Source organism: Undibacterium sp. 5I1 (genome assembly GCF_034314085.1).
Taxonomy (GTDB): domain Bacteria; phylum Pseudomonadota; class Gammaproteobacteria; order Burkholderiales; family Burkholderiaceae_D; genus Undibacterium.
Window position 1 is genome coordinate 525,039 of sequence record NZ_JAVIWI010000001.1, and the last position, 21,330, is coordinate 546,368.

Annotated in this window: 19 protein-coding genes; 11 read left to right on the plus strand and 8 right to left on the minus strand. The window is 47.5% G+C overall.

The genetic code is table 11. The features are described from left to right. Nucleotides 1-10: 10 nt before the first annotated feature. A complete protein-coding gene (eno, locus tag RGU72_RS02215) occupies nt 11-1,294 on the plus strand; it encodes a phosphopyruvate hydratase (RefSeq protein ID WP_322118175.1) in 1,284 nt (427 codons plus the stop codon). A 97-nt stretch (nt 1,295-1,391) separates the two neighbouring features. Beyond that, nucleotides 1,392-1,739 carry a cell division protein FtsB gene (gene ftsB, locus RGU72_RS02220; RefSeq protein ID WP_322118176.1) on the plus strand — a complete coding sequence of 116 codons (348 nt, stop codon included), beginning with the start codon at nt 1,392-1,394 and terminating at the stop codon, nt 1,737-1,739. A 238-nt stretch (nt 1,740-1,977) separates the two neighbouring features. On the opposite strand, the gene hslO is transcribed toward ftsB, so the two are convergent. Beyond that, nucleotides 1,978-2,904: an Hsp33 family molecular chaperone HslO gene (gene hslO, locus RGU72_RS02225; protein ID WP_322118177.1), complete on the minus strand. Its 927-nt coding sequence runs from the start codon at nt 2,902-2,904 to the stop codon at nt 1,978-1,980. 59 nt (nt 2,905-2,963) lie between these two features. After that, entirely contained in the window at nt 2,964-3,488 is a 525-nt protein-coding gene (locus tag RGU72_RS02230; RefSeq protein WP_322118178.1) for a gamma carbonic anhydrase family protein, read from the minus strand. Between the two features lie 163 nt (nt 3,489-3,651). Here RGU72_RS02230 and RGU72_RS02235 point away from each other — a divergent pair, with 163 nt between their 5' ends. Both RGU72_RS02235 and RGU72_RS02240 read left to right on the plus strand, forming a co-directional pair. Continuing rightward, complete coding sequence (locus tag RGU72_RS02235) at nt 3,652-4,560, plus strand: ferritin-like domain-containing protein (RefSeq protein WP_322118179.1); 909 nt, start codon at nt 3,652-3,654, stop codon at nt 4,558-4,560. A gap of 69 nt (nt 4,561-4,629) precedes the next feature. Then, on the plus strand, nt 4,630-5,394 hold the full coding sequence (locus RGU72_RS02240; protein ID WP_322118180.1) for a flagella assembly protein FlgT middle domain-containing protein: 765 nt from the start codon (nt 4,630-4,632) through the stop codon (nt 5,392-5,394). Nucleotides 5,395-5,428: 34 nt separating this feature from the next. Here RGU72_RS02240 and RGU72_RS02245 read toward each other — a convergent pair whose 3' ends face one another. Next, the gene (locus RGU72_RS02245; RefSeq protein WP_322118181.1) at nt 5,429-7,120 is read right to left on the minus strand and encodes an acyl-CoA synthetase; all 1,692 of its coding nucleotides are present in this window, start codon (nt 7,118-7,120) and stop codon (nt 5,429-5,431) included. Between the two features lie 128 nt (nt 7,121-7,248). Between RGU72_RS02245 and RGU72_RS02250 the strand changes: the two genes are divergently transcribed. The 7 genes from RGU72_RS02250 (at nt 7,249) to rmuC (ending at nt 15,464) form a co-directional block, all read left to right on the plus strand. After that, nucleotides 7,249-8,130 (plus strand): alpha/beta hydrolase, encoded by an 882-nt coding sequence (locus RGU72_RS02250; RefSeq protein ID WP_322118182.1) that lies wholly within the window; start codon nt 7,249-7,251, stop codon nt 8,128-8,130. Nucleotides 8,131-8,192: 62 nt separating this feature from the next. After that, entirely contained in the window at nt 8,193-8,627 is a 435-nt protein-coding gene (locus RGU72_RS02255) for a hypothetical protein (protein WP_322118183.1), read from the plus strand. Nucleotides 8,628-8,672: 45 nt separating this feature from the next. Continuing rightward, nucleotides 8,673-9,230, plus strand: a complete 558-nt coding sequence (locus RGU72_RS02260; protein WP_322118184.1) for a hypothetical protein — start codon at nt 8,673-8,675, stop codon at nt 9,228-9,230. Nucleotides 9,231-9,460: 230 nt separating this feature from the next. After that, a complete protein-coding gene (locus RGU72_RS02265) occupies nt 9,461-10,702 on the plus strand; it encodes a cystathionine gamma-synthase family protein (RefSeq protein ID WP_322118185.1) in 1,242 nt (413 codons plus the stop codon). A gap of 151 nt (nt 10,703-10,853) precedes the next feature. Continuing rightward, nucleotides 10,854-13,349, plus strand: a complete 2,496-nt coding sequence (locus RGU72_RS02270) for an ABC transporter permease (protein ID WP_322118186.1) — start codon at nt 10,854-10,856, stop codon at nt 13,347-13,349. A gap of 59 nt (nt 13,350-13,408) precedes the next feature. Then, nucleotides 13,409-13,840 carry a group II truncated hemoglobin gene (locus RGU72_RS02275; RefSeq protein WP_322118187.1) on the plus strand — a complete coding sequence of 144 codons (432 nt, stop codon included), beginning with the start codon at nt 13,409-13,411 and terminating at the stop codon, nt 13,838-13,840. Nucleotides 13,841-13,967: 127 nt separating this feature from the next. Next, entirely contained in the window at nt 13,968-15,464 is a 1,497-nt protein-coding gene (gene rmuC / locus RGU72_RS02280; protein ID WP_322118188.1) for a DNA recombination protein RmuC, read from the plus strand. A gap of 569 nt (nt 15,465-16,033) precedes the next feature. Here the strand turns inward: rmuC and RGU72_RS02285 are convergent. From RGU72_RS02285 to RGU72_RS02305, 5 genes are all read right to left on the minus strand, one after another. Continuing rightward, entirely contained in the window at nt 16,034-17,638 is a 1,605-nt protein-coding gene (locus RGU72_RS02285; protein WP_322118189.1) for a diguanylate cyclase domain-containing protein, read from the minus strand. A 141-nt stretch (nt 17,639-17,779) separates the two neighbouring features. Further along, on the minus strand, nt 17,780-18,229 hold the full coding sequence (locus RGU72_RS02290) for a hypothetical protein (RefSeq protein ID WP_322118190.1): 450 nt from the start codon (nt 18,227-18,229) through the stop codon (nt 17,780-17,782). A gap of 9 nt (nt 18,230-18,238) precedes the next feature. Continuing rightward, on the minus strand, nt 18,239-19,495 hold the full coding sequence (locus tag RGU72_RS02295) for a porin (RefSeq protein WP_322118191.1): 1,257 nt from the start codon (nt 19,493-19,495) through the stop codon (nt 18,239-18,241). 301 nt (nt 19,496-19,796) lie between these two features. Then, nucleotides 19,797-20,141 (minus strand): ComEA family DNA-binding protein, encoded by a 345-nt coding sequence (locus RGU72_RS02300; protein ID WP_322118192.1) that lies wholly within the window; start codon nt 20,139-20,141, stop codon nt 19,797-19,799. 195 nt (nt 20,142-20,336) lie between these two features. Next, the gene (locus RGU72_RS02305) at nt 20,337-21,197 is read right to left on the minus strand and encodes a peptidylprolyl isomerase (RefSeq protein WP_322121545.1); all 861 of its coding nucleotides are present in this window, start codon (nt 21,195-21,197) and stop codon (nt 20,337-20,339) included. Between the last annotated feature and the right edge of the window lie 133 nt (nt 21,198-21,330).

The window sequence follows — 21,330 nt, forward strand, 5'->3', positions numbered from 1 at the left end:
GGAGAAATGAATGAGTGCTATCGTTGATATTATCGGTCGTGAAATTATTGATTCGCGCGGCAATCCAACAGTTGAGTGTGATGTATTGCTGGAATCCGGCGTCATGGGGCGTGCGTCTGTACCGTCCGGCGCATCAACTGGTTCTCGTGAAGCGATAGAGCTGCGTGATGGCGATAAATCTCGTTACCTCGGCAAAGGCGTTTTAAAAGCCTGCGAACATATCAATACCGAAATCGCCGAAGCGATCATGGGTCTGGATGCGAACGAACAAGCCTTCCTTGACCGCACGCTGATCGATCTGGATGGCACAGAAAACAAAGCGCGTCTCGGTGCAAATGCCATGTTGGCAGTTTCAATGGCGGTTGCCAAAGCAGCCGCAGAAGAGGCGGGCCTGCCGCTGTATCGTTACTTCGGCGGTTCTGGCGCAATGCAGTTGCCCGTGCCAATGATGAACGTCATCAATGGCGGCGCGCATGCAGACAATAACCTGGACATCCAGGAATTCATGATTATTCCAATTGGCGCGCCATCCTTCCGCGAAGCGGTGCGTTACGGTGCTGAAGTTTTTCATGCACTGAAAAAAATCTTGCACGACAAAGGTTTGACCACGGCTGTGGGCGACGAAGGTGGTTTTGCACCTTCCGTCGATAACCACGAAGAAGCAATCAAGATGATTATCCAAGCGATTGAGGCGGCTGGCTACGAGCCAGGTACACAAATCGCGTTGGGTCTGGATTGTGCCGCAAGTGAGTTCTACAAAGAGGGTAAATATCATCTTGAAGGCGAAGGTCTGACGTTGTCATCAGCGGATTTCACTAATTTACTCGCTACCTGGGTCGATAAATATCCTATCATCTCGATTGAAGACGGTATGGCAGAGGGCGATTGGGACGGTTGGAAGATTCTGACGGAACGTCTGGGCAAAAAAGTACAGATCGTTGGCGATGATTTATTTGTCACCAATACCAAGATTTTGAAAGAAGGCATTCAAAAAGGAATCGCTAATTCTATCCTGATCAAGATCAATCAAATCGGTACTTTGACTGAGACGTTTGCTGCGATTGAAATGGCAAAACGTGCTGGTTATACCGCTGTTATTTCGCATCGTTCTGGCGAAACAGAAGACAGCACCATTGCGGATATCGCTGTTGGTATGAACGCCTTGCAAATTAAAACTGGCTCGATGTCTCGTTCAGATCGTATGGCAAAGTACAATCAATTGCTGCGTATTGAAGAAGATTTAGGCGACATTGCCAGCTACCCTGGTCGTGATGCTTTTTATAATCTGAAATAAGCTGCAAGAAGATGCAAAAAAGGGGAACGGCGTTCCCCTTTTTACTAATCTCGGTTTAATTCAATGTTCGTTTTTTAACCTATATTTCTAAATACTGATGCGTCTGATCGCGTTATCACTTACAGCGCTGCTGCTACTCATACAATACCCGCTCTGGTTGGGTAAAGGCGGCTGGTTGCGTGTATGGGAGTTAGATAAACAAGTTACCCAAGCTCAAAAGCATAATGATGAGTTGAAAGAGCGGAACAGCAAGCTCGACTCAGAAGTACAAGATTTAAAAACAGGCACAGGCGCAGTAGAAGAACATGCGCGCTTTGAACTGGGCATGATTAAAAAAGACGAGATCTTCGTGCAAATCTTAAACGCAGCGTCATCTGCGCAAACATCGAACCTCAACGATCCAAAACCGCCAAAAGAAAAAACGGCACCATCTATAAATCATTAGCTTGCCGCTAATTTCAACGGTATTCCAGTTACACTCTACTCACGCTTTTTAGACGAATCCGCCGATAAATTCTACATCGCTGATTTGGCATTGATTTTAATTACTCCCCACCAGTACTTTTAATTGTCCAGGTATTCTCTGGTCATTAAGGTCATTTCTAGTAAATATGGGGGGAGTATATTAAGCCTAAATTAAATTCACCTGATATTTTGATGAAAAATCGTGCGGGATTAAATAATTAATGCTTGCTGTCGTTCGCTACGCTAGTCGCTTCAGCTAAGGTGTTCGCCACAAATAATTGTGCGCAATCGACCTGATCGAAGCCATAGTGCTTACCGCAAAAATCGCAATTAATATCGAGTCGTCCTAATTCTGCAATGGCGGTATTAATCTCAGGCTCGCCCAGCATGCGCAGCATATTGCCGACTTTTTCACGGGTGCAGTTGCAGTGGAATTGTGGATGTTGCGGATCAAAAATGCGGATGGTTTCTTCCCAAAATAATCGATGCAATAAAGTTTCGATATCGGTCGTCAGCAATTCATCTTGTTTGAGTGTGCCACCTAATGAGATAGCGCGATTCCAGGCTTCTGTCTCATCTTCCACTTTGGCTTCTATGCCGCCATGTTTCGGTAGTTTTTGCAGCAACATGCCTCTGGCAATCTTGTCATCCGCCGCCAGCCAAAGTTTGGTATCTAACTGTTCAGAACGCATCATGTAATTTTCTATGATGCCAGCAATGCTATCGCCATCAATCGGCACGATCCCCTGATATGCCTGTTGACCGGGTAGCTTGTCATTAGGGTCTAGCGTGATGACAAAGCGACCTTGCCCGTTCGCATGTACTAATTCAGTCAAACTGGCATTGTCGGTAATCACTGCGTTTGGTGATAACTTGGCAGTAGCACGGATGCGCAATTCTGCATCGCATTCCACCACCAATAATTTGACCGGACCATCACCGTAAATTTGCATGATCATGGTGCCGTTAAACTTGAGATTGGCACACAACAGAGCAGAGGCGGCGGTTAGCTCACCAAGTATGGTTTTGACGGCGGCGGGATATTCGTGACGCGCCTGGATTTGTTGCCAGGCGTTAGAAATTTCAACTAATTCACCGCGCACGCCAGCGTGTTCGAACATAAATTTTTGTAGGGTATCTTGCATAAGTTTCTTTACTTTGACGACGTTTTTAATCTGCTCTTGAATCTGAAAATAGTTGCTAGTTAGCCGATCTTTTTCAATTCAGTTTTATAAGCTTGGGCGCGGCGGACATAATTCAACGTATTGCCGTGCATCCGCAAAATATCTTCTTCATTTAAAGTGCGTACCGCTTTGGCAGGTGAGCCGATAATCAAAGAGTTGTCTGGAAATTCTTTTCCCTCAGTGATCAGGGCGCCAGCGCCGACCAGACAATTTTTACCAATTTTTGCACCGTTCAAAATGACTGCCTGAATCCCAATTAAGGAGCCTTCACCGATTGTGCAACCATGCAGCATGGCTTGATGACCAATCGTCACATTTTTACCTATCGTCAGCGGATGACCAGGATCGGTGTGCAAAATGCATCCCTCTTGTACGTTGCTGTTTTCACTGACGGTAATCAGCTCATTGTCACCTCGGATGGTGACGTCAAACCAAATACTGGCGCCTGCTTCGATCTTTACTTTTCCGATGATATTGGCGCTGTCAGTAATGTAAGCGCCGGGATCAATTTCAGGTGCGATGTCGCCTAACTGGTATATGGTCATGATTTTTCCGTAAAATAGGGTGACTGATTTAGGATTTACGCAAAATCGCCCCAACTGTGTTGCAGCGCCTAGCCGCACTGAAGGCTGTCGTCGTCGCTGCGCCTTGCTGGGACAATTTTGCGTAAGTCCTATGATTTATTATCGCTATTTTAACGCTCATCTTATGAACCCATCGTTCCCTAATACAAATGCGACTGCAAATCTAGTTGCTAAACCTGCTGATATTGCTAATTTTGCTGATTTTGCTGATAAGGCCACTTTAGAGGGAGCGGCTTCATTTTCAGATTTGCGCAGAGCGGCGTTAGCTTTGCTGGCAGAACCTGATACCAAGGCCAAAGCAGAAGGTACTGCCAGACTGCGCGCTGCATGGCAACGAGGAGAGGTAGCGCTAGATGCCGCCACAGTCTTGCACGCTAATCAATTGATTCCTGGCCGGCCAGCTAAGCCTGCGCTGGTTCCGCCGCTGGAAGTTAAGCGGCGCGCAATGAACACAGTAGAAGGTCGTGCAGTGCTGATCCATGCGTTGGCGCACATCGAGTTTAATGCGATCAATCTTGCCTTGGATGCGATCTGGCGCTTTGCTGATATGCCCGTGGATTATTACTCGGATTGGTTGCTGGTCGCGCAAGAAGAGGCCTATCATTTTGGCATGCTGGCCGATCATCTGGTTAGCTTGGGATATCAATATGGCGATTTTCCGGCACATCATAGCTTGTGGGAACTAGCAGAAAAAACACAAGAAGATGTGCTCGCAAGAATGGCCTTGGTCCCACGCACGATGGAGGCGCGTGGCCTTGATGCAACGCCTGCCGTGCGAGCCAAACTGGCGCAGGCCAAAGATATTGCTGCCGCAGAGATTCTTGACATTATCTTGCGCGATGAGATCGGTCATGTGATGATCGGAAATCGATGGTTTGGCTATCTTTGTGAGATGCGTGATCTGGAGCCTGTAGCGACTTACGCACAATTGGCGTTGCAATACAAAGCGCCACAAATGCGGGGTCCTTTTAATCTGGATGCAAGAAGAGCTGCCGGCTTTAGTGAAGAAGAACTTTTGGTGCTGCAAAGCTAAAGTTAGTTTTTAAATGCAGGTCAAAGTTCGCATGTATTTGATTTTCAACTTCGTTTTTTGAGCGACATGATGAAAAATAATCTGATCCGATTTTGCTTCGCACCTTACCTCATGCTGTTGTTGGCGCTCGTGATTTTCTGCATGTTCCTCAATGATGTAAGCGCTCAAACTAGCACAGGAAAAAGCATAAGCAAAACTATACAAAATCTGACTCCTGCAGAAACCGTCCCATCAATGTCAGCGCCAGCGATGGAGGCACCTGTCACTGAGCCCATCGTAAAGAAAAAAGTTCTGGCCACCGCATTTGTCGTCAGTAAATCAGCCAAGCTAGAGGATGTTGATGACATCGCACATGGTTTTCCGCGCGAGCTGATTAGCAGACTCGCTTTATCCAGAAAATATGTCACTAAAATTTCGCCAGGCTTACTTTCTTTTAACACCGAGGTTGGTGTTCCCTCAATAAAATTATTGCGGCAATTGGGCACGCAATATGACAGCCAATTTGTCATCTCAGGAGAAGTCCGCGACGATAGCGTAATCACCGACAAAAAATATTTGGGTTTGATCGAAAATAAAAGACGCTTTATCGATTTGGATATTGATTTATATGACACCACAACAGGTGTCTTATTAAGTCACCACACACTGAGTAATATCGCGCAGCAAGACGTCATTATCGGTCGTGACAAAGCGTTTGGCAGCGGTGCATTTTTAAATACCACGTATGGCAAAGCAATCGATGTATTGATTGATCAGGCCGCAAAATTAATCATCCATGATTTAGATGCTTTGCCTGCTGAGACTAAAACGACAGAGATGAAATCAGATAGTTAAAACAGCAGGCAAATGTACCAAACACAATGTTTACCTACTTCTTAGCTCGTTCCTCCTCCAACAAACGCAGCACACGGCGCTGCACTTTGCCAGTGGTCGTCATCGGCAGTGCCGCTATAAATTCGATTTCTTTCGGATATTCATAAGGTGCCAGTTTGCCTCGCACATGCGCTTGTAGTTCTGAGATGAGTTCTGCACTGCCGATAAAACCGGCGCTTAAAACGATGTATGCTTTGACGATATTGCCGCGTTCTTTGTCTGGCTTGGGTATGACGGCGGTATTGGCGACTGCCGGATGTTTGACCAGACAGTTTTCGATTTCGGATGGTCCGATGCGGTAGCCCGCGGCTTTAAACATATCATCTGCTCGTCCTTGGTACCAAAGATAACCGTCTTCATCGCGCAAGGCTAAGTCACCTGTTCTGCACCAGTCGCCGGTAAATTTATTGTTGGTTGCTTCTGAGTTTTTCCAATAGCTGATAAAAAATACCGGATCAGGGTCGTCATGAATATCGTAGCGGTGCATGGCTACCTCTCCGACTTGATTGACAGCGGTTTCATTACCATCGTCATCAATAATCGCAACGCGGTGTCCAGGATACGGACGTCCCATGCTACCGGGTTTAGCGGGCCATTGCAGATGGCTATTGCCGACGATATAGTTCATTTCTGTCTGGCCGAACATTTCATTCGGTATGACACCCAGTGATTGTTGACACCAGTTGAAGACGGCATCACCAACTGCTTCGCCTGCACTCATAATCGCCCGCAGTTTGAGCTTGTATTGCGGTTGCGGTTCTGGGCAAGCCTTCATCATCATTTTTAGCGCTGTCGGGAACAGGAAAGTGTTCGTGACCTGATATTTTTCCAATAAATAAAACGCTGTCTCAGCAGTAAAGCGTCCTTGGTAGCCGACGATAGGTTGACCAAAATACAGGCAGGGCAGCAGTGCATCCATCAAGCCACCAGTCCAGGCCCAATCTGCTGGTGACCAGAACACGTCATTGGGCTGAGGAAACCAATTTTGCGAGGCTACAAAACCTGTCAGGTTGCCGATGATCGCAGAGTGGGGGATGAGCGCGCCTTTAGGTGCACCGGTCGTGCCGCTGGTATAGATCAAAATGGCGGCGTCGCTTGCGGCAGTTTTGACGGGATCAAACTGATCTGACATTTCCGGGATTGTATTCTCCCAACGCAGACAATCTTCAGCGCCGCACTTTAATGTAATGAGTGTGGTCAGCGCAGGACAACTACCGCGGATTTGCCAATATGCTTCTATCCCGCTTTGATCTACCACCAGCGCAACCGCCTCGCTGTTCTGTAGGCGGTATTCCAATGCTTCGGGACCAAATAAAAACGATAAAGGCATTGCAATCGCACCCATTTGCAGACATGCCATCACCGTGATGGCAGTCTCTGGACGTTGCGGCAAAATGTAGGCGACGATGTCACCCTGTTTTACACCTTGCTCTCGCAACAGATTGGATAGCTGATTTGCCTGTTGCTGTAATTCTGCGTAAGTTAGCGTCGCTGTATTGCCATCGGCATCTTCATAATGGATAGCGATGCGCTCGCTATCTTTACTCCAGCGCTGGCAACATACTTGCGCCATATTGAAATCGCCCGGTACATCCCAGCGAAAACGCTGATATAACTCTTGATAATGATCTACATTTCCGATGTTTGCGATCTTTGCGATCTTTGGAATTGCTTTTTGCTTAGTCATTCTGTCTCCGGTTTTTTATAGAACGATCGTGCTATTATCTATCGACTTATAGACCAATCCTAATCCAAAATTTGCATGATTGTCGATGAGAAATGCGATGATATGTGTTCACCCAAAATTTTAATCTCATGATCAAATCTTCCCGCTCCGAATTTATCGCCATCCGTGGATTGCAATACCATGTGCGCCATTGGGGCGATGAATCCGCTCCTAAAATCTTCATGCTGCATGGCTGGATGGATGTGTCTGCCTCTTTTCAATTTGTGGTGGACTGCCTGAAACAAGATTGGCACGTCATCGCCCCCGATTGGCGTGGCTTTGGTTTAACCGATACGCCAAATGCTGATTGTTACTGGTTCCCGGACTATATGGGCGATCTGGATGCGATTTTGCAGCATTATTCCCCAGACGAGGCTGTCAATTTAATTGGACATAGTATGGGGGCAAATGTCGCTGGTATTTTTGCCGGTGTACGACCAGAGCGGATAAAAAAGTTTGTCAATCTGGAGGGCTTTGGCATGCCAGTGACCACACCAGGCCAGGCGCCAGGTCGCTATTTAAAATGGCTGGATGAGTTGCGCCAGACACCGGTACTGCGCACTTATGCAAGCCAGGCAGAAGTGGCAGGACGCTTACAAAAAACGAATCCACGGTTGTCCGACGAACGCGCTAATTTTTTATCGCAACACTGGGCTAAACAAAATGCCGAGGGTCAGTGGGAAATCCTCGGCGACCCCGCTCATAAACTCACCAGTCCCTTGCTTTATCATGTAGAAGAAGTGATGGCCTGCTGGGAAAAAATCACCGCGCCAGTATTGTGGTTTGAGGCGGACGACACCAATGTCTGGCATTGGATGGGACCAAAATCAGAAGCTCGCACAGAGATTGACCGGCGTCTGGCGCATATCCCCAAGCTACAAAAGGAAATGATAAAAAACGCTGGTCACATGCTGCATCATGATCAGCCAGAAATTTTGGCAGAATTAATCGAGCAATTTTTACTTGCTTAGACAGTGACAGTATTGAATCAACAGCCGTGCCAGATCATTAATCGCTAGAACGGAAAGTAAAAATGAAAATTCTAGTTACATTACTATTGCTGGCATTCTTGCCGGGCTTGTCCGTCGCCAAAGAGGTGTCACCTTTCTCAACACGCTGTCTGTCATCCGATGCCAGCAAAAAAGCGATCAAACTACAGTTCAGCACGGTAGGTGATGATGCAACTGGCTGGAGCGGTGCCTTTGTCAAATATGGTAAGAATGGAAAACCGATCACGCTGGTAGTCCAAAAGACATCAAGCGAAGAATTGATCGCAGGTCGCCCGGCAGAATTTACGACGATCTGGCTAGAAGTCGTCGGAGACCAAATTACCGGAACGTATGAAGTCGCAACCCAGGGCGCTCTGATCAATAATTTTGTCTATAAAAACAAACGTACCGGAGCGACGATGAGTTTTTCTGAAAGCGGTGATGTTGAGTTGAGTGATAATGGTGTCTGTAAGTGGTGACCGATTAATTGAATTACGACATTCCTGTTTTAAAGCTCCCACAACATGAAACTCTTTTTCCTCTTAATGATGCTCAGCGCAAGCGCCTGGAGTGCAGAGCCAGCGTTCGGTAATCCGATCAGCGAAATAGAGGGTGTGTATAAGCACCGTTTTATGAATGGCACGATCACTCCTGGCAAAGCGCCAGGCGAGGCAGACCAGCCTTATGAATCGGAAGATATTGTTGAGATCGTTCGATATGATCAGACGCACATCTATTTCCGTGCCGAACTGCAGTTTTATAACGGTCATACATGTGGTATCTACGGTATTGCAGGCGAAGAGAACGGTGAATTTGTCTACCATGATCCGACAACACCACTCGCAGGAGAACCAGCCTGCACCTTGAGAATATCTACCTTGGCAAACAAATTGCGGATTACCGATAGGGATACGCCGCAAGGCGGTGCAACATGCAGAAACTATTGCGGTGTGCGTGGCAGTTTGTCCGATTATTTGATAGCGAAAAGTAGCAAAAGAAAAATTCGTTATCTTGATCGACTGAAAGCCTCCAGGGAATATTCAGAAGCAGTCACCTCATTCAAGGCTTCAGGGAAAAAGTGAGTTAATGTTGAATAAGGATCGCGCACGATTGTTGTTGTGGCGCATGTAGTAGTCTGCGAACCTCCAACACTTGGCGCCTTAGTCAAAGTCATGTGCAATGACATCGGCCATGATGATCGTCTGCTAGCGTATTCACACTAGCCTGTCCTCAAAGAATCTCGGTTAAACTTACAGCATTCCTTAGTGCGTTCCTTTTTAACGCAGTCCCTCACTACAGTATCCATTTCATCATGAGCGAAAAAGCATCGTACGGCTTCACCACTACTATTCTGCATAACGACCGTCAAAAAGAGATTGAGCACGGCTCTGTGCACAAACCTATCCACACGTCCGTGCTGTTCGGTTATAAAGATGCACGTGATCTTGCAGCAGTATTTCAGGGGAAACAATCTGGTTATCGCTACGGTCGTCAGGGTAATCCCACGGTTTCTGCCTTGGAAGACAAACTGACGAAGATGGAAGACGGGCATTCCAGTATTTGTTTTGCTACTGGCATGGCGGCGATTGGCGCCGTGTTTCAGGCTTTATTGCGTCAAGGCGATCATGTTGTCTCTTCGTCTTTCTTGTTCGGTAATACCAACAGTTTGTGGCAAACGGTTGCTGGACAGGGCGTTGATGTTAGTTTTGTCGATGCGACCAATGTGCAAAATGTCGCTGCCGTGATCACGCCCGCAACTCGTATTATCTTCGTGGAAACCATTGCCAATCCGCGTACTCAGATTGCGGATCTCAAGCGTATCGGCGCCTTGTGCAAGGAGCATGGTATTTTGTTTGTCGTAGATAACACAATGACTTCGCCCTACCTGTTCCGCCCTAAAGTCGTGGGCGCGGGTCTGGTGGTGAATTCACTGACGAAGTCGATTGCGGGGCACGGCAATGTTCTCGGTGGTGCTTTGACTGACACGGGTGTGTACGACTGGAGCCAGTTTCCCCATATTGCCCAGAATTTCAAAAAATTCCCAACGCCGCAATGGGGTATGACCCAGATTCGCGCTAAGGGCTTGCGGGATTTTGGCGCATCCTTGTCGCCCGAGGCGGCACACCAGATTGCCGTTGGTGCCGAGACGATCGCTTTACGTCTGGAGCGCGAGTGCGCCAATGCGATGGCACTGGCGATGATGTTGGAAAACGATCCGCGCGTCGCCGTTGTTCATTATCCGGGCTTGCCGTCACACCCGCAGCATCCGATTGCACGCGAGCTGTTTTTAGCCTACGGCGCATTATTTAGTTTTGAGCTTAAGCCAGAGATTGATTGCTTCGATTATTTAAATCGCCTCAAGCTGGCAATTTCTGCAACCCATCTGGGTGACACTCGCACACTTGTGATCCCGGTCGCCCACACCATCTTCTTTGAAATGGGAGCAGAGCGGCGCGGTGCCATGGGAATTGCAGATTCGCTGATCCGGGTCTCGGTAGGGATTGAAGATACTCAAGATTTGCTAGATGATTTTCAGCAGGCTTTGTCTGAATAGCGGATGCTATTTGGTCGTATCTTTGTGACGATACTGGATAGGTGTATTGATTGCTTGTGCTAAATTGTCCATATAATTATCGGGCTATAGGCTAACCATTTTAGATACTCCCCATTTTTTCTATATTGCGGTTTTTAACTGGAAAGTGCCGATGTTACGTCTTTCGCTTCGTATGACCTTACGTGACTGGCGGGCTGGTGAGCTGCGCTTTCTGTTAGTTGCTTTGATGATCGCTGTGGCGTCTTTGTCTTCAGTCAGTTTTTTTGTGGACCGGATGCGCAACGGACTCAACCGCGATGCGCATCAATTGCTGGGGGCGGATTTGTTGATCAGTGCTGATCAGGCGATCAATCCGGCATGGCGCAGTGAGGCACAAAAACGCGGCTTGACGATGGCCGAGACGGTTGTCTTCCCTAGCATGGCGATTGCAGGCGAGGGTGACAATGTCGCTACTAAGCTGGTCTCACTCAAAGCGGTTACACCTGGCTACCCGTTACGCGGCAATCTCAAACTGAGTCAGACCCAGCAAGGTGCTGAAGTCATTACCAAAATTGTGCCGCCATCCGGCACGGTCTGGATTGATCCAGCATTGCTGATTAGCATGAAGCTGAAGATTGGCGATCAACTCAAACTCGGCGATAAAACTCTCAACATTACACAACTGATTGCCAATGAGCCAGATCGTGGCGCTGGTTTTATGAACTTTGCGCCGCGTGTGATGGTGAATATGGCAGACCTGACCGCGACTAACCTGATCCAAAATGGCTCGCGTGTCACTTATCGATTATTACTGGCCGGGCCAGCGGCTGCGATTACACAATTTCAAAAATGGCTGCAAGAGGGAATCGAGCGCAATCAAACCAAAGGTGTACGGCTAGAATCTTTGGAATCAGGCCGGCCAGAAATGCGCGCCACGCTAGATCGAGCTGAACAATTTCTATCGCTGGTTGGCTTGCTATCTGCCATGCTAGCCGCCGTTGCAGTGGCAATGGCAGCGCGGCGATTTATGCTACGTCATCTGGACGCTTGTGCAATGCTGCGCTGTCTTGGACAAACGCAGAACCAGGTCACTGGCATGTACCTGATTGAATTTTTAATGATCGGTATTGTCGGCAGCGCCGCTGGAGTCATTGTCGGTTTTGCCGGACATTATGTTTTGCTGGAGTGGCTGGGTAAGTTAGTCTCGAACGATTTACCGTCCGCCACCTGGCAACCCGCGTTACAAGGGATTGCAACGGGTTTACTTTTGTTAGTCGGGTTTGCACTGCCACCGATTTTGCAACTGCGCAATGTGCCGCATAACCGCGTCATTCGTCGTGAGCAAGACGCACCACAAGCCCTGACGTTGGCGACCTATTTGCTCGGACTGGGCATGTTTATCGGGCTATTATTATGGCAAGCTGGTGATGTCAAACTGGGTTTGCTGACTGCGGGTGGTTTCTTGATCGGTTTGCTAGTATTTGCCCTCGTTTCCTGGTTGGGCGTGGCATCATTGAAGCGGCTGCGTAACTTAAGCACGAACACCGCTTGGCGCTTTGCTGTCACTGCCTTACAACGTCGTCCTGGTGCTACGGTAATTCAGGTCGTGTCGCTTGCCTTGGGCTTGATGGCGTTGTTGCTACTGACGGTTGTTCGTGGCGATTTAATTACCGCTTGGAAGAGCTCTACTCCGGCAGACGCGCCCAATCAATTTGTGATCAACATCCAGCCAGATCAAAAGAACGACGTCGCTACGCGCTTAAACCAAGTTGCCGAACCCGTGCTTTACCCGATGATACGTGGCAGACTAATTGAAGTGAACAACAAGGCGATTACCGACAGTACTTATCCCGACGATCGTGCAAAACGCTTGGTCGACCGAGAATTCAACCTGTCGACCATGACCGATATGCCCGCAAGTAATACATTGGTCGCGGGTAAATGGTATCAAGACACACAGCCAGAAGCCTCAGTAGAAGAGGGTATTGCCAAAACTTTGGGATTAAAGTTAGGCGACAAGCTCACCTTCGATGTTGCCGGCCAAAAAATTACTGCGCCGATTACCAGTTTGCGTAAGCTAGATTGGGGATCAATGCGGGTCAACTTTTTTGTGATCATCAATCCCAAAGCGGTTGTCGATTTACCGCAAACCTGGATAACGGCGTTTCATTTGCCGGAAAGCGATCAGCGCTTCGTCAATCAGCTCACGCTGGATTATCCTAATCTGACGGTGGTCGATGTTGGCGCGATGCTCAAGCAAGTACAAAGCGTGCTCGATCAGGTAATTACGGCGGTAGAATTTTTATTCCTATTCACCCTCGCGTCTGGTGTGCTGGTGTTGTACGCCGCACTTGCCGGATCGCAGGACCTGCGCATGCGCGAAGCGGCCTTGCTACGCGCTTTGGGCGCAACCCGCAAACAATTATCGCAAGCACAGTGGATAGAGTTTTTGCTGGTCGGCGGATTGGCTGGTGTATTAGCCGCTAGCGGCGCATCGGCAATTGGTTGGGCACTGGCGCATTTCAGCTTTAATTTTGAGTGGCAATTCAGTCCGGTAGTATGGATCGTAGGACTATTTGTCGGCGCTGCTTGCGCGCTAATCGGTGGCTGGCTGGGTTTGCGCAATGTGCTGAATCAACCACCTTTATTGAGTTTGCGTGAGGGCTAAATCGCCTGCATAAAACGCCTCGTAACGATCATTCTTCACCTAAGAAAAATTTCACAGTAATGACGACAGAATCAAACAGCAATACGCAAGATACTCAACCGGAAGAGGAAGCGTCCAAGCTTTACGAACTCATTGGCGGCGCCAACAAACTCCGTCAAATGGTAGATCGTTTCTATGATTTGATGGAGCTAGAGCCCGAGTTTGCTGGCATCCGCGCTTTGCATCCGATACCAATGGATGGCTCACGCGATAAGTTATTTTGGTTCTTGTCCGGCTGGATGGGCGGTCCGAATCTTTATATTGAGCAATTCGGGCATCCACGCCTGCGCGCACGCCATTTGCCCTATGCCATCGCCAGCAGCGAGCGCGATCAATGGTTGCGTTGCATGGCATGGGCAATGCAAGATGTCGGGATCGCAGCGGACTTGCAGCAACATCTGATGCAGTCGTTTTATCAGACGGCGGATTGGATGCGGAATAAGCAAGGCTAATCGCTATTGGGGCATCCATTTCGATTCAAAAGCATCTTTTCCTTGATGGGGGAAGATGAAACGTTCGCCTGCTTCATTTAATGCACTAAGCCTGAATCTATAACAAACAATAAATAAAATCTACGATATGAATTTGATAGAAATTTTGGTGCTCATCACGCTCGCTATTTTGCTAGTGATTAACTTGCTCGTTTTATTACGGAGTAGCGGCAACGATGTCGGCCCTCAACTGCTTGCATTACAACAATCACTGCAACAGGGACAACAGCAGCAAACTCAATTGCAGCAGGCGCAGGAGCGTTCCGAGCGGTCTTTGCGTGAGCAAGTGCAATCCACTGCACAAGCGACCAGACAAGAATTAGGCGGGAATTTTTCTCAGCTTCAGCAAACATTGGCAGCGCAATTAACCAGCGTAGCGACTCTGCAAAATAATCAGATTGATGCATTTTCGCAGCAGCTGATTAAGCTGACGGAATCCAATGCGCAGCAGTTGGAACAGGTGCGGCTGGCGTTGATACAGCAAAGCCAAAACTCGCGCGATGAACAGGCAGTTAGCCTGAAGCGGTTTGGCGATACCTTAAACCAAAGTCTGGCAACGCTGACCGAATCCAATGCCTTACGCATGGCCGAAGTGCGGGCGACTCTGGAAGAGAAGATCAAACATCTGCAAGACGACAATGCCGCCAAGCTCGAAGAGATGCGTAAGACCGTTGATGAAAAACTGCATGCCACGCTGGAGCAGCGTTTGGGCGAATCCTTTAAACAAGTTTCAGACCGTTTAGAAAAAGTGCATCAAGGTCTGGGCGAAATGCAGCAATTAGCCATTGGTGTCGGCGATCTGAAACGAGTACTGACCAATGTAAAAACCCGCGGAACCTGGGGCGAGGTGCAGCTAGAAATGGTGTTGGAACAAATGCTCACACCAGAGCAATACGCCAAGAACGTCGAGACCGTGCCAGGCTCTGGAGAGCGGGTAGAGTTTGCAGTGAAATTGCCAGGCAAAGAAGATGGCAGAGCACCAGTCTGGATGCCGATTGATGCCAAGTTCCCTAAAGAGCAGTATGAGCGTTTGATTGACGCCGCCGAGCGCGCAGATGCCGAAGGCGTTGCGCAGGCAGGTAAAGAATTAGAACGCGCAATCCGTGGCGAAGCCAAGACCATTGCAGAGAAATATCTGTCGCCGCCACTAACCACCGATTTTGCGATTTTGTTTTTACCGACCGAAGGTCTGTACGCCGAAGTCATGCGCCGCCCGGGTTTGGCAGATGAATTACAACGCACCTACCGCGTCAGCATCTCTGGCCCATCCACTTTATCGGCATTGCTGAACAGTTTGCAGATGGGCTTCCGTACCTTGGTATTAGAAAAACGCTCATCAGAAGTCTGGCAAGTATTAGGCGCAGTCAAGACCGAGTTCGGCAAATTTGGCGACGTACTTGCCTCCACCAAAGCCGCCCTGGTCAGAGCCGCAGACAACATCGACAAGGCAGAAGTGCGCACCCGTCAAATGACCAGAAAGTTGAAGTCGGTAGAGGCATTACCATCCGATTCTGCCCAGAGCCTGTTAGGTGTGGACGGAGATTTGGGTTTGGATGAGCCGGGGGATGTAGGCACTGCTGGTTGATGTATTGATACGTTCCGGTCGTCACATAAGCGGAAAATCATAATTGCACCACCTGTAGGGTGCGCCATGCGCACCAACCTACTTGGGGTAACCGTCTAATTACAACATGGTGCGCATGGCGCACCCTGCCCAGAAATCCTAACTTTTCCGACTCCAGCCATTGAGAGAGCCGAATTTAATTTTAGTAAAAATTAAACCCAGATTTTCCATTGGAACAACGCCAGGCAGTTCGCCAAAGGTGCAATTGTCGCTGTAGCGTTCCCACTCAAATCGCGCTGTTGGTATCCCTCTGAAGACCGCACGCCGTCTGCGTTTTTTGCGAAGTGGTAGCGGTCTAATGGAAAATATGAGTTAAATTCGATCGCCCAATAAAAATGCGCCTTCCGAGCACTTTTTGGCTTGGGAGGCGCATTTTTATTGGACGTCTGATTTTAAAATTGAGCGCCAATTTCAATCCAAATTTTCTGTTAGCCGCTATCGCCTATTAGTAACGCGGATGGCACTTGCTGTTCCAACTGAAAATCTGCTTTCGATCTTAATAACTGATGGTCGCGCCGTTGTACTGGTAATTAGGATTTATCGTCTGGATCGTACAGACGATAATTATTTTTACCCGATTTTTTGACTGCATACATAGTGTCATCTGCCTGTCGCATTACGTCATTTTTATCGAAATCGGCATCGCCTACATAAGTAATGCCGATGCTGGCACCAATTTCTGTCTGGGTACCGACGTCTAAATCAATCGGAGCCGAGGTGAGCGTGATGATTTTCCAGGCGATTTCTTTTGCTTTATCGGCGTCTTGTAAATCTTTTAGTAAGACGACAAACTCATCCCCGCCGAGTCTGGCGACAAAGTCCGATCGTCTGACTATTTTGAATAATATCTGTGTGAAGTGACAGAGTATTTTGTCACCGGCATCATGACCGTGAGTTTCATTGACGGATTTAAATCCATCCAGATCGATGAGTAATAAGAAAAATCCACTACCAGTTTTTTGTATCGACCGTTTTAAGCTGGCGATCTCGTTATCAAAACCCAGACGATTAAATGCGCCTGTAAGGTAATCTGTGACGGCCAGCTGGTTTGCTGCTTCCTCTCCGGTTTTATGATCGGTAATATCATTGAGCAGGCCTTGTAGCACACCATCTTCGATCGGGCTTAACACAATGTGCAACCACTTGCGTACAGGCGGTGTACCAATTTCAATCGAAAAGTCTTCCGATAAGATCTGATCTTGATTAGTTGCGGTGTCGATCATCATGTGCAGCCGTAACTCTTGCCCCTCTAGCGCAGACATCAAGCCACTGCTGATATTGTCTGAGGTGGTGTCTGGCGATAGCGCCAGCAAGCGTAAAAAGGCCGTGTTGTAGGAGGTGACTTCGCCCGACGTTTTGAGTAAAAAAATCCCGGTCTCGGCGTTATCAAAAATAGTGCGGAATTTTTTCTCGCCAATCTCATGCTTGATGCGCAGATGCCGCTCATCTTCCAGAATATTGACCAGTTTGCCGACGATGGTATTGACGTCGCGCACGAGCTGGCCGATCTCATCTCGCTCATTACCGAGAGGGAGCGACAGTCTTGCTCCTGCTTCCGGGGATAAATCATGCAAGCGATCGGAGATGGTTTTGATCGGTCTGGCGATGATCTTAATCACGACATAGACCAAGGCCAGTGCCATCAAAATGGTTTGTAGTATTAGCAAATAGGTGGTGAAATTCGCCTTGCTATTGACTTGCTTCTGAATGAAGGCCATGTCTGGTACCAGCTCGATCTGACATACTTTTTCCGCAGTATTAAACGGGGAAAACACATCTCGGGTAATCCGAATATCTGATGATGGCAGCGTAGCTAGTTTTGCTTTAGCCAATTTGCTTGCCTGTGCTAACTTCGTCGCTGGGGTAAAAATCCGTATGCTGTAAACATCTTCATTCTTGAGTAATCCCCGGCTAACCTCTGCCGCCAAATTGATATCTAACAAGTAGCAGGCAATACTGGTAGTACTTTCTACAGTGCTGAGCAAGTTGCCCATTCTGCTTTTTGCCTGCTCTTGCTCTAAATGCGAAGTCCAGTAATAAGTGAACACCGCAAAAAAACTACCGACTAGGAGCGCAATTCCCAGCACAATAAATGTGCTGCGATAAATAATGCTGGTACGCAGTAGTTTGAGCATAGTCGGTATTTTAAGTAGTTAGTTTTGCTTGTATTCGTTTGTTGGTATTTACTGGTGCTTACTGATGTAAGTTCGATATAACTTCGGTGTAACTTATTAACGGTTTGCTTGGATCTAAGTAAGCTAAGTGCGCTGATTAATTTAAGGCGTAGAGTCAAAAATAACTTTGACCCGTTTATCTAATTTCTTTCTATCAATATACGCGATCGCGCCTTTATTGTTACTAACAATTTCCAGTACTTGTTCTACGCTATCCGCCTGGCGCGGTGGCGAACCTTGTCCGGAAAAAGTCAGACGAGCCCAGTAGGAATTGATCTCTGGTAATTCCTTATTGACCATGCTGGCGTAAAATTTAGTCTTTTCTGAGATAGGCGTGTTGAGATCAATCGGCATGGCTTTAATGCCTGATGGCAGTTTGCGATATCTGCCCATGTAAATATTGACGACATCATCTTTGCTCATCTTTTCTATCCCGCTATCGGGATTAGCAATCACCACAAAATCAGCACAAAAAGCTTGATTGCCGCCAACCATTATAAATAAGACGAGTGCTAGGCCAGGCAGGAGTGCGCGATGTACTAGGGTTTTCATGATCTATCCCTAAAATACAAAATTGACTGAGACGCTGAGCAAATTGGCTTTGCCATCCCAACCCGGTTGAGCGTTGCGGGTTACTTGTGGACTGGTACTATCAACATGATCTACTTGTATTTTTAAATCAATTTTATCCCCCAAGTCGTAGCGTGCGCCGAGTGATAAGGTGCTTTGCTTATTGACTACGGTATTGGCTAGCGCATTCGCGCCAAGAATCAGAATGTCGATATTGGGGTTAATGCCAAACGGTAAGCCGGTGTTGCCATTGCTTTGTCGATGTTCTGGCGTGGCGGCGGAGTAGCTAAAGTAGGGCGTCCATTTTTTAATTCTGTAACCTGCTGTGAAATATCCCGCCTTGAATCCTGGGTAAGGCAGTATTGCCGACTTGGTCTGGCTTAACATCAGTTGTGCTTGCAAGGGGCCTTCATCATAGGCGATACCTGCGGAGAGGTAGTTGATGGCTTTATCCTGGAATCCAATATTACCAGCGACGGTCGCGGCTAACGGGCTGATCGCGTTAATTGCAGGGGAACGTAAACCATCAATCAAGCCCTGAAAACCAGGGAACTCGTTTTTGAAACGTATCTGGCTATAACCAACCCGATACATCCAACTTTCAGTTTGATATTCGACATGTCCGCCTACAACATCCGAACCTTTTAATGAGAAATATTGATCTGGCACACCGGTATAGGTTTTTTCTCTGGCTTTACCCGCAAAGGCTTTGAAACGGGCGATCCCCGGGCCGACCGGATATTTGATGACCATATCCGCACCATCGATATACGACACGATCAAGTTACCAAAATAATCGATGGGCGGACGTACCCATAAATAAGAGTAGGCGACATTGCGCGAGTCGGCCAAGAGGTAGACATCAAAACCCAGGCGACCTGCACGCAATTGCAAATTATCGTTCGGGTTATATTTAAGAAACGCCCAGGTAACGTCAGGGTCGAAGCCAGTTTGTGAGCGGCGGCTGACGACTTGGACTGAGGCGTCCAAATTGTCAAGAATGGAGGTGGAGAGTTGCAGACCTAGCAGGGAATCAACGCCAAAATCGAGCTGGCTAGAGTAGCCTACGCCTCTGGCTTGCAACAAATCTCGCACGATATCGACTTGACCAGTATCGCTGTACACAGCACCGACCGTGCCAAAACCGCTGATTGTGAAGGGTTTGTCGCCGTCCGCTGCCTGTGCCTGTTGAACACATAATAGCCAGCAGCAAAGTAAAAGACATCGTCGAACAATCACATCCAGCATAGGATCGCATTTTCTGTCGAATAAGTTTAAAACACACCGAGCTTTATCTTACACATCTAAAAACTCACTGACAACTATTGATTTTTGCTTCTTTTTATAGCAAATAAACATTGTTTTGCTAAGAAAGATCAGTCTATTTGTCCGCGCAGAACAGTACATATTTGGGGGTGTTTTATTCAGAGGGTTACGTAGCAGTCTGGGCGACTTTATGTAAATTCTTGTGAATCTTATTTAAATAAAAAGGCTGACGTTTAGATCAGCCTTTTGAAGTGTTTGTCATCCTGTTTTTGCATATGAGAAATTACTTCTTTTTTGCATCCGTTTTTTGTTTCGCAATGATCAGATCTTTGATGCTGTTATAAGCATCTGCGGGCAAAATCTTTTTATTTAATAAATCATCTTTGCCATTGTATGGACGACCTTTGATGATGGCGTCCGAACGCACATCGCCAATTTTAGGTAATTCTGATAATTCTTTTTTTGTCGCGCTATTAATATCTAGCAGCTCAACTTTGGCCGACGCAGTGGCCGCAGATGCTGAGACCGAGGCTTTTTTAGGGTCATCTTTAGCTTGAGCGATACTGACGGCAAATAAAGAGGCGGTGAATAGCATTAGTGATAGTAGCGATTTCAGTAGTTTGTTCATGATTACCCTTTTGTGATACCCAACGATTAGTCAGGTAGTTGTTGATTTCTAAGTTCTAAGTTTTAAAAATAAGCGAGGAGAAAACCAGATCACAGCGCAAACAATGGGCAATTATCTATACCGTACTATCAACGAAAATTACATGGTTATATAGGACGACAGCCAGGTAATTTTCGTGAATCTAAAACGATTACTTTATTGGGTTTGCAATGCTGAATTAATCACGATTGGTGTAACCGGCACATCGGTCAGTCCGTTAGTAGCACCAGTAGGTACTGCTTTAATCAAATCCATTACATTGAGACCGCTAACAATTTTACCAAATACTGCATAGCCTGGATTGGCGGCGTTGCCGTAATCCAGCGAGGTGTTATCAACCACATTAAAATAAAATTGGGATGTCGCAGAATTGGCCACACTAGTACGCGCCATTGCAATACTCCCGCGCAGATTGCTTAAGCCGTTATTGGATTCTAGTGGAATGGCTGCGAGGGTCGCTGGCAATTGAAAACTGCTGGTGTAGCCGCCGCCCTGAATCACAAAATTGCTGATGACCCGATGGAAAATTTTATTCACGTAAAAGCCACTCTCTACATACTGTAAAAAGTTATCGACCGTAATCGGTGCTTTGGCTGGGTTCAACTCAATCACGATTGTACCCATCGATGTCACCATGGTCACTTGAGGTTGCGCTGCCAGCGGGACAGTCAGCGTGCCAGAGTAAAGCGACGATCCATTGCCAGCAGTGATCGATAACGCCACCGTACCTACAGAGACGATCTTGCAAGAAAATACGCGTTGTGTGGCGGTGCCACCCGCGACTTCGGTGATGGTCAGGCAGGCGGGGTTGGAGATGTTGATACCTTTGTCGAGGTTTACTCCTTTAACTGTCAGATTAGTCGTTTTGCGATAGACCAGTTGATCTGTAGTGACGCTGGTGACGGACACGGTTGCCGAGGTGCTGCCAGAGTCGCTGCTGCTACTTCCGCCTCCGCAGGCGCTTAGTAAACTTAACAAGCTAATACTTGCGGTGGTAATTGCTAACCAGTTGAGCACTTTCAAAATCTTCTCCTGAAAAATATCTAATGTTTAAAAGACGCAGTATTGCGCCAGTCTGAGTGCTTATTTGTGCTGAAATAGTGCGTTGATTGTTGTGTTGCCTATGTCTTGCCTAGGCATTTTAAGCATT

Coding starts and splice junctions, on each gene's coding strand:
- eno (WP_322118175.1), top strand. CDS start 11: ATGAGTGCTATCGTTGATATTATCGGTCGTGAAATTATTGATTCGCGC.
- ftsB (WP_322118176.1), top strand. CDS start 1,392: ATGCGTCTGATCGCGTTATCACTTACAGCGCTGCTGCTACTCATACAA.
- hslO (WP_322118177.1), bottom strand. CDS start 2,904: ATGCAAGATACCCTACAAAAATTTATGTTCGAACACGCTGGCGTGCGC.
- RGU72_RS02230 (WP_322118178.1), bottom strand. CDS start 3,488: ATGACCATATACCAGTTAGGCGACATCGCACCTGAAATTGATCCCGGC.
- RGU72_RS02235 (WP_322118179.1), top strand. CDS start 3,652: ATGAACCCATCGTTCCCTAATACAAATGCGACTGCAAATCTAGTTGCT.
- RGU72_RS02240 (WP_322118180.1), top strand. CDS start 4,630: ATGAAAAATAATCTGATCCGATTTTGCTTCGCACCTTACCTCATGCTG.
- RGU72_RS02245 (WP_322118181.1), bottom strand. CDS start 7,120: ATGACTAAGCAAAAAGCAATTCCAAAGATCGCAAAGATCGCAAACATC.
- RGU72_RS02250 (WP_322118182.1), top strand. CDS start 7,249: ATGATCAAATCTTCCCGCTCCGAATTTATCGCCATCCGTGGATTGCAA.
- RGU72_RS02255 (WP_322118183.1), top strand. CDS start 8,193: ATGAAAATTCTAGTTACATTACTATTGCTGGCATTCTTGCCGGGCTTG.
- RGU72_RS02260 (WP_322118184.1), top strand. CDS start 8,673: ATGAAACTCTTTTTCCTCTTAATGATGCTCAGCGCAAGCGCCTGGAGT.
- RGU72_RS02265 (WP_322118185.1), top strand. CDS start 9,461: ATGAGCGAAAAAGCATCGTACGGCTTCACCACTACTATTCTGCATAAC.
- RGU72_RS02270 (WP_322118186.1), top strand. CDS start 10,854: ATGTTACGTCTTTCGCTTCGTATGACCTTACGTGACTGGCGGGCTGGT.
- RGU72_RS02275 (WP_322118187.1), top strand. CDS start 13,409: ATGACGACAGAATCAAACAGCAATACGCAAGATACTCAACCGGAAGAG.
- rmuC (WP_322118188.1), top strand. CDS start 13,968: ATGAATTTGATAGAAATTTTGGTGCTCATCACGCTCGCTATTTTGCTA.
- RGU72_RS02285 (WP_322118189.1), bottom strand. CDS start 17,638: ATGCTCAAACTACTGCGTACCAGCATTATTTATCGCAGCACATTTATT.
- RGU72_RS02290 (WP_322118190.1), bottom strand. CDS start 18,229: ATGAAAACCCTAGTACATCGCGCACTCCTGCCTGGCCTAGCACTCGTC.
- RGU72_RS02295 (WP_322118191.1), bottom strand. CDS start 19,495: ATGCTGGATGTGATTGTTCGACGATGTCTTTTACTTTGCTGCTGGCTA.
- RGU72_RS02300 (WP_322118192.1), bottom strand. CDS start 20,141: ATGAACAAACTACTGAAATCGCTACTATCACTAATGCTATTCACCGCC.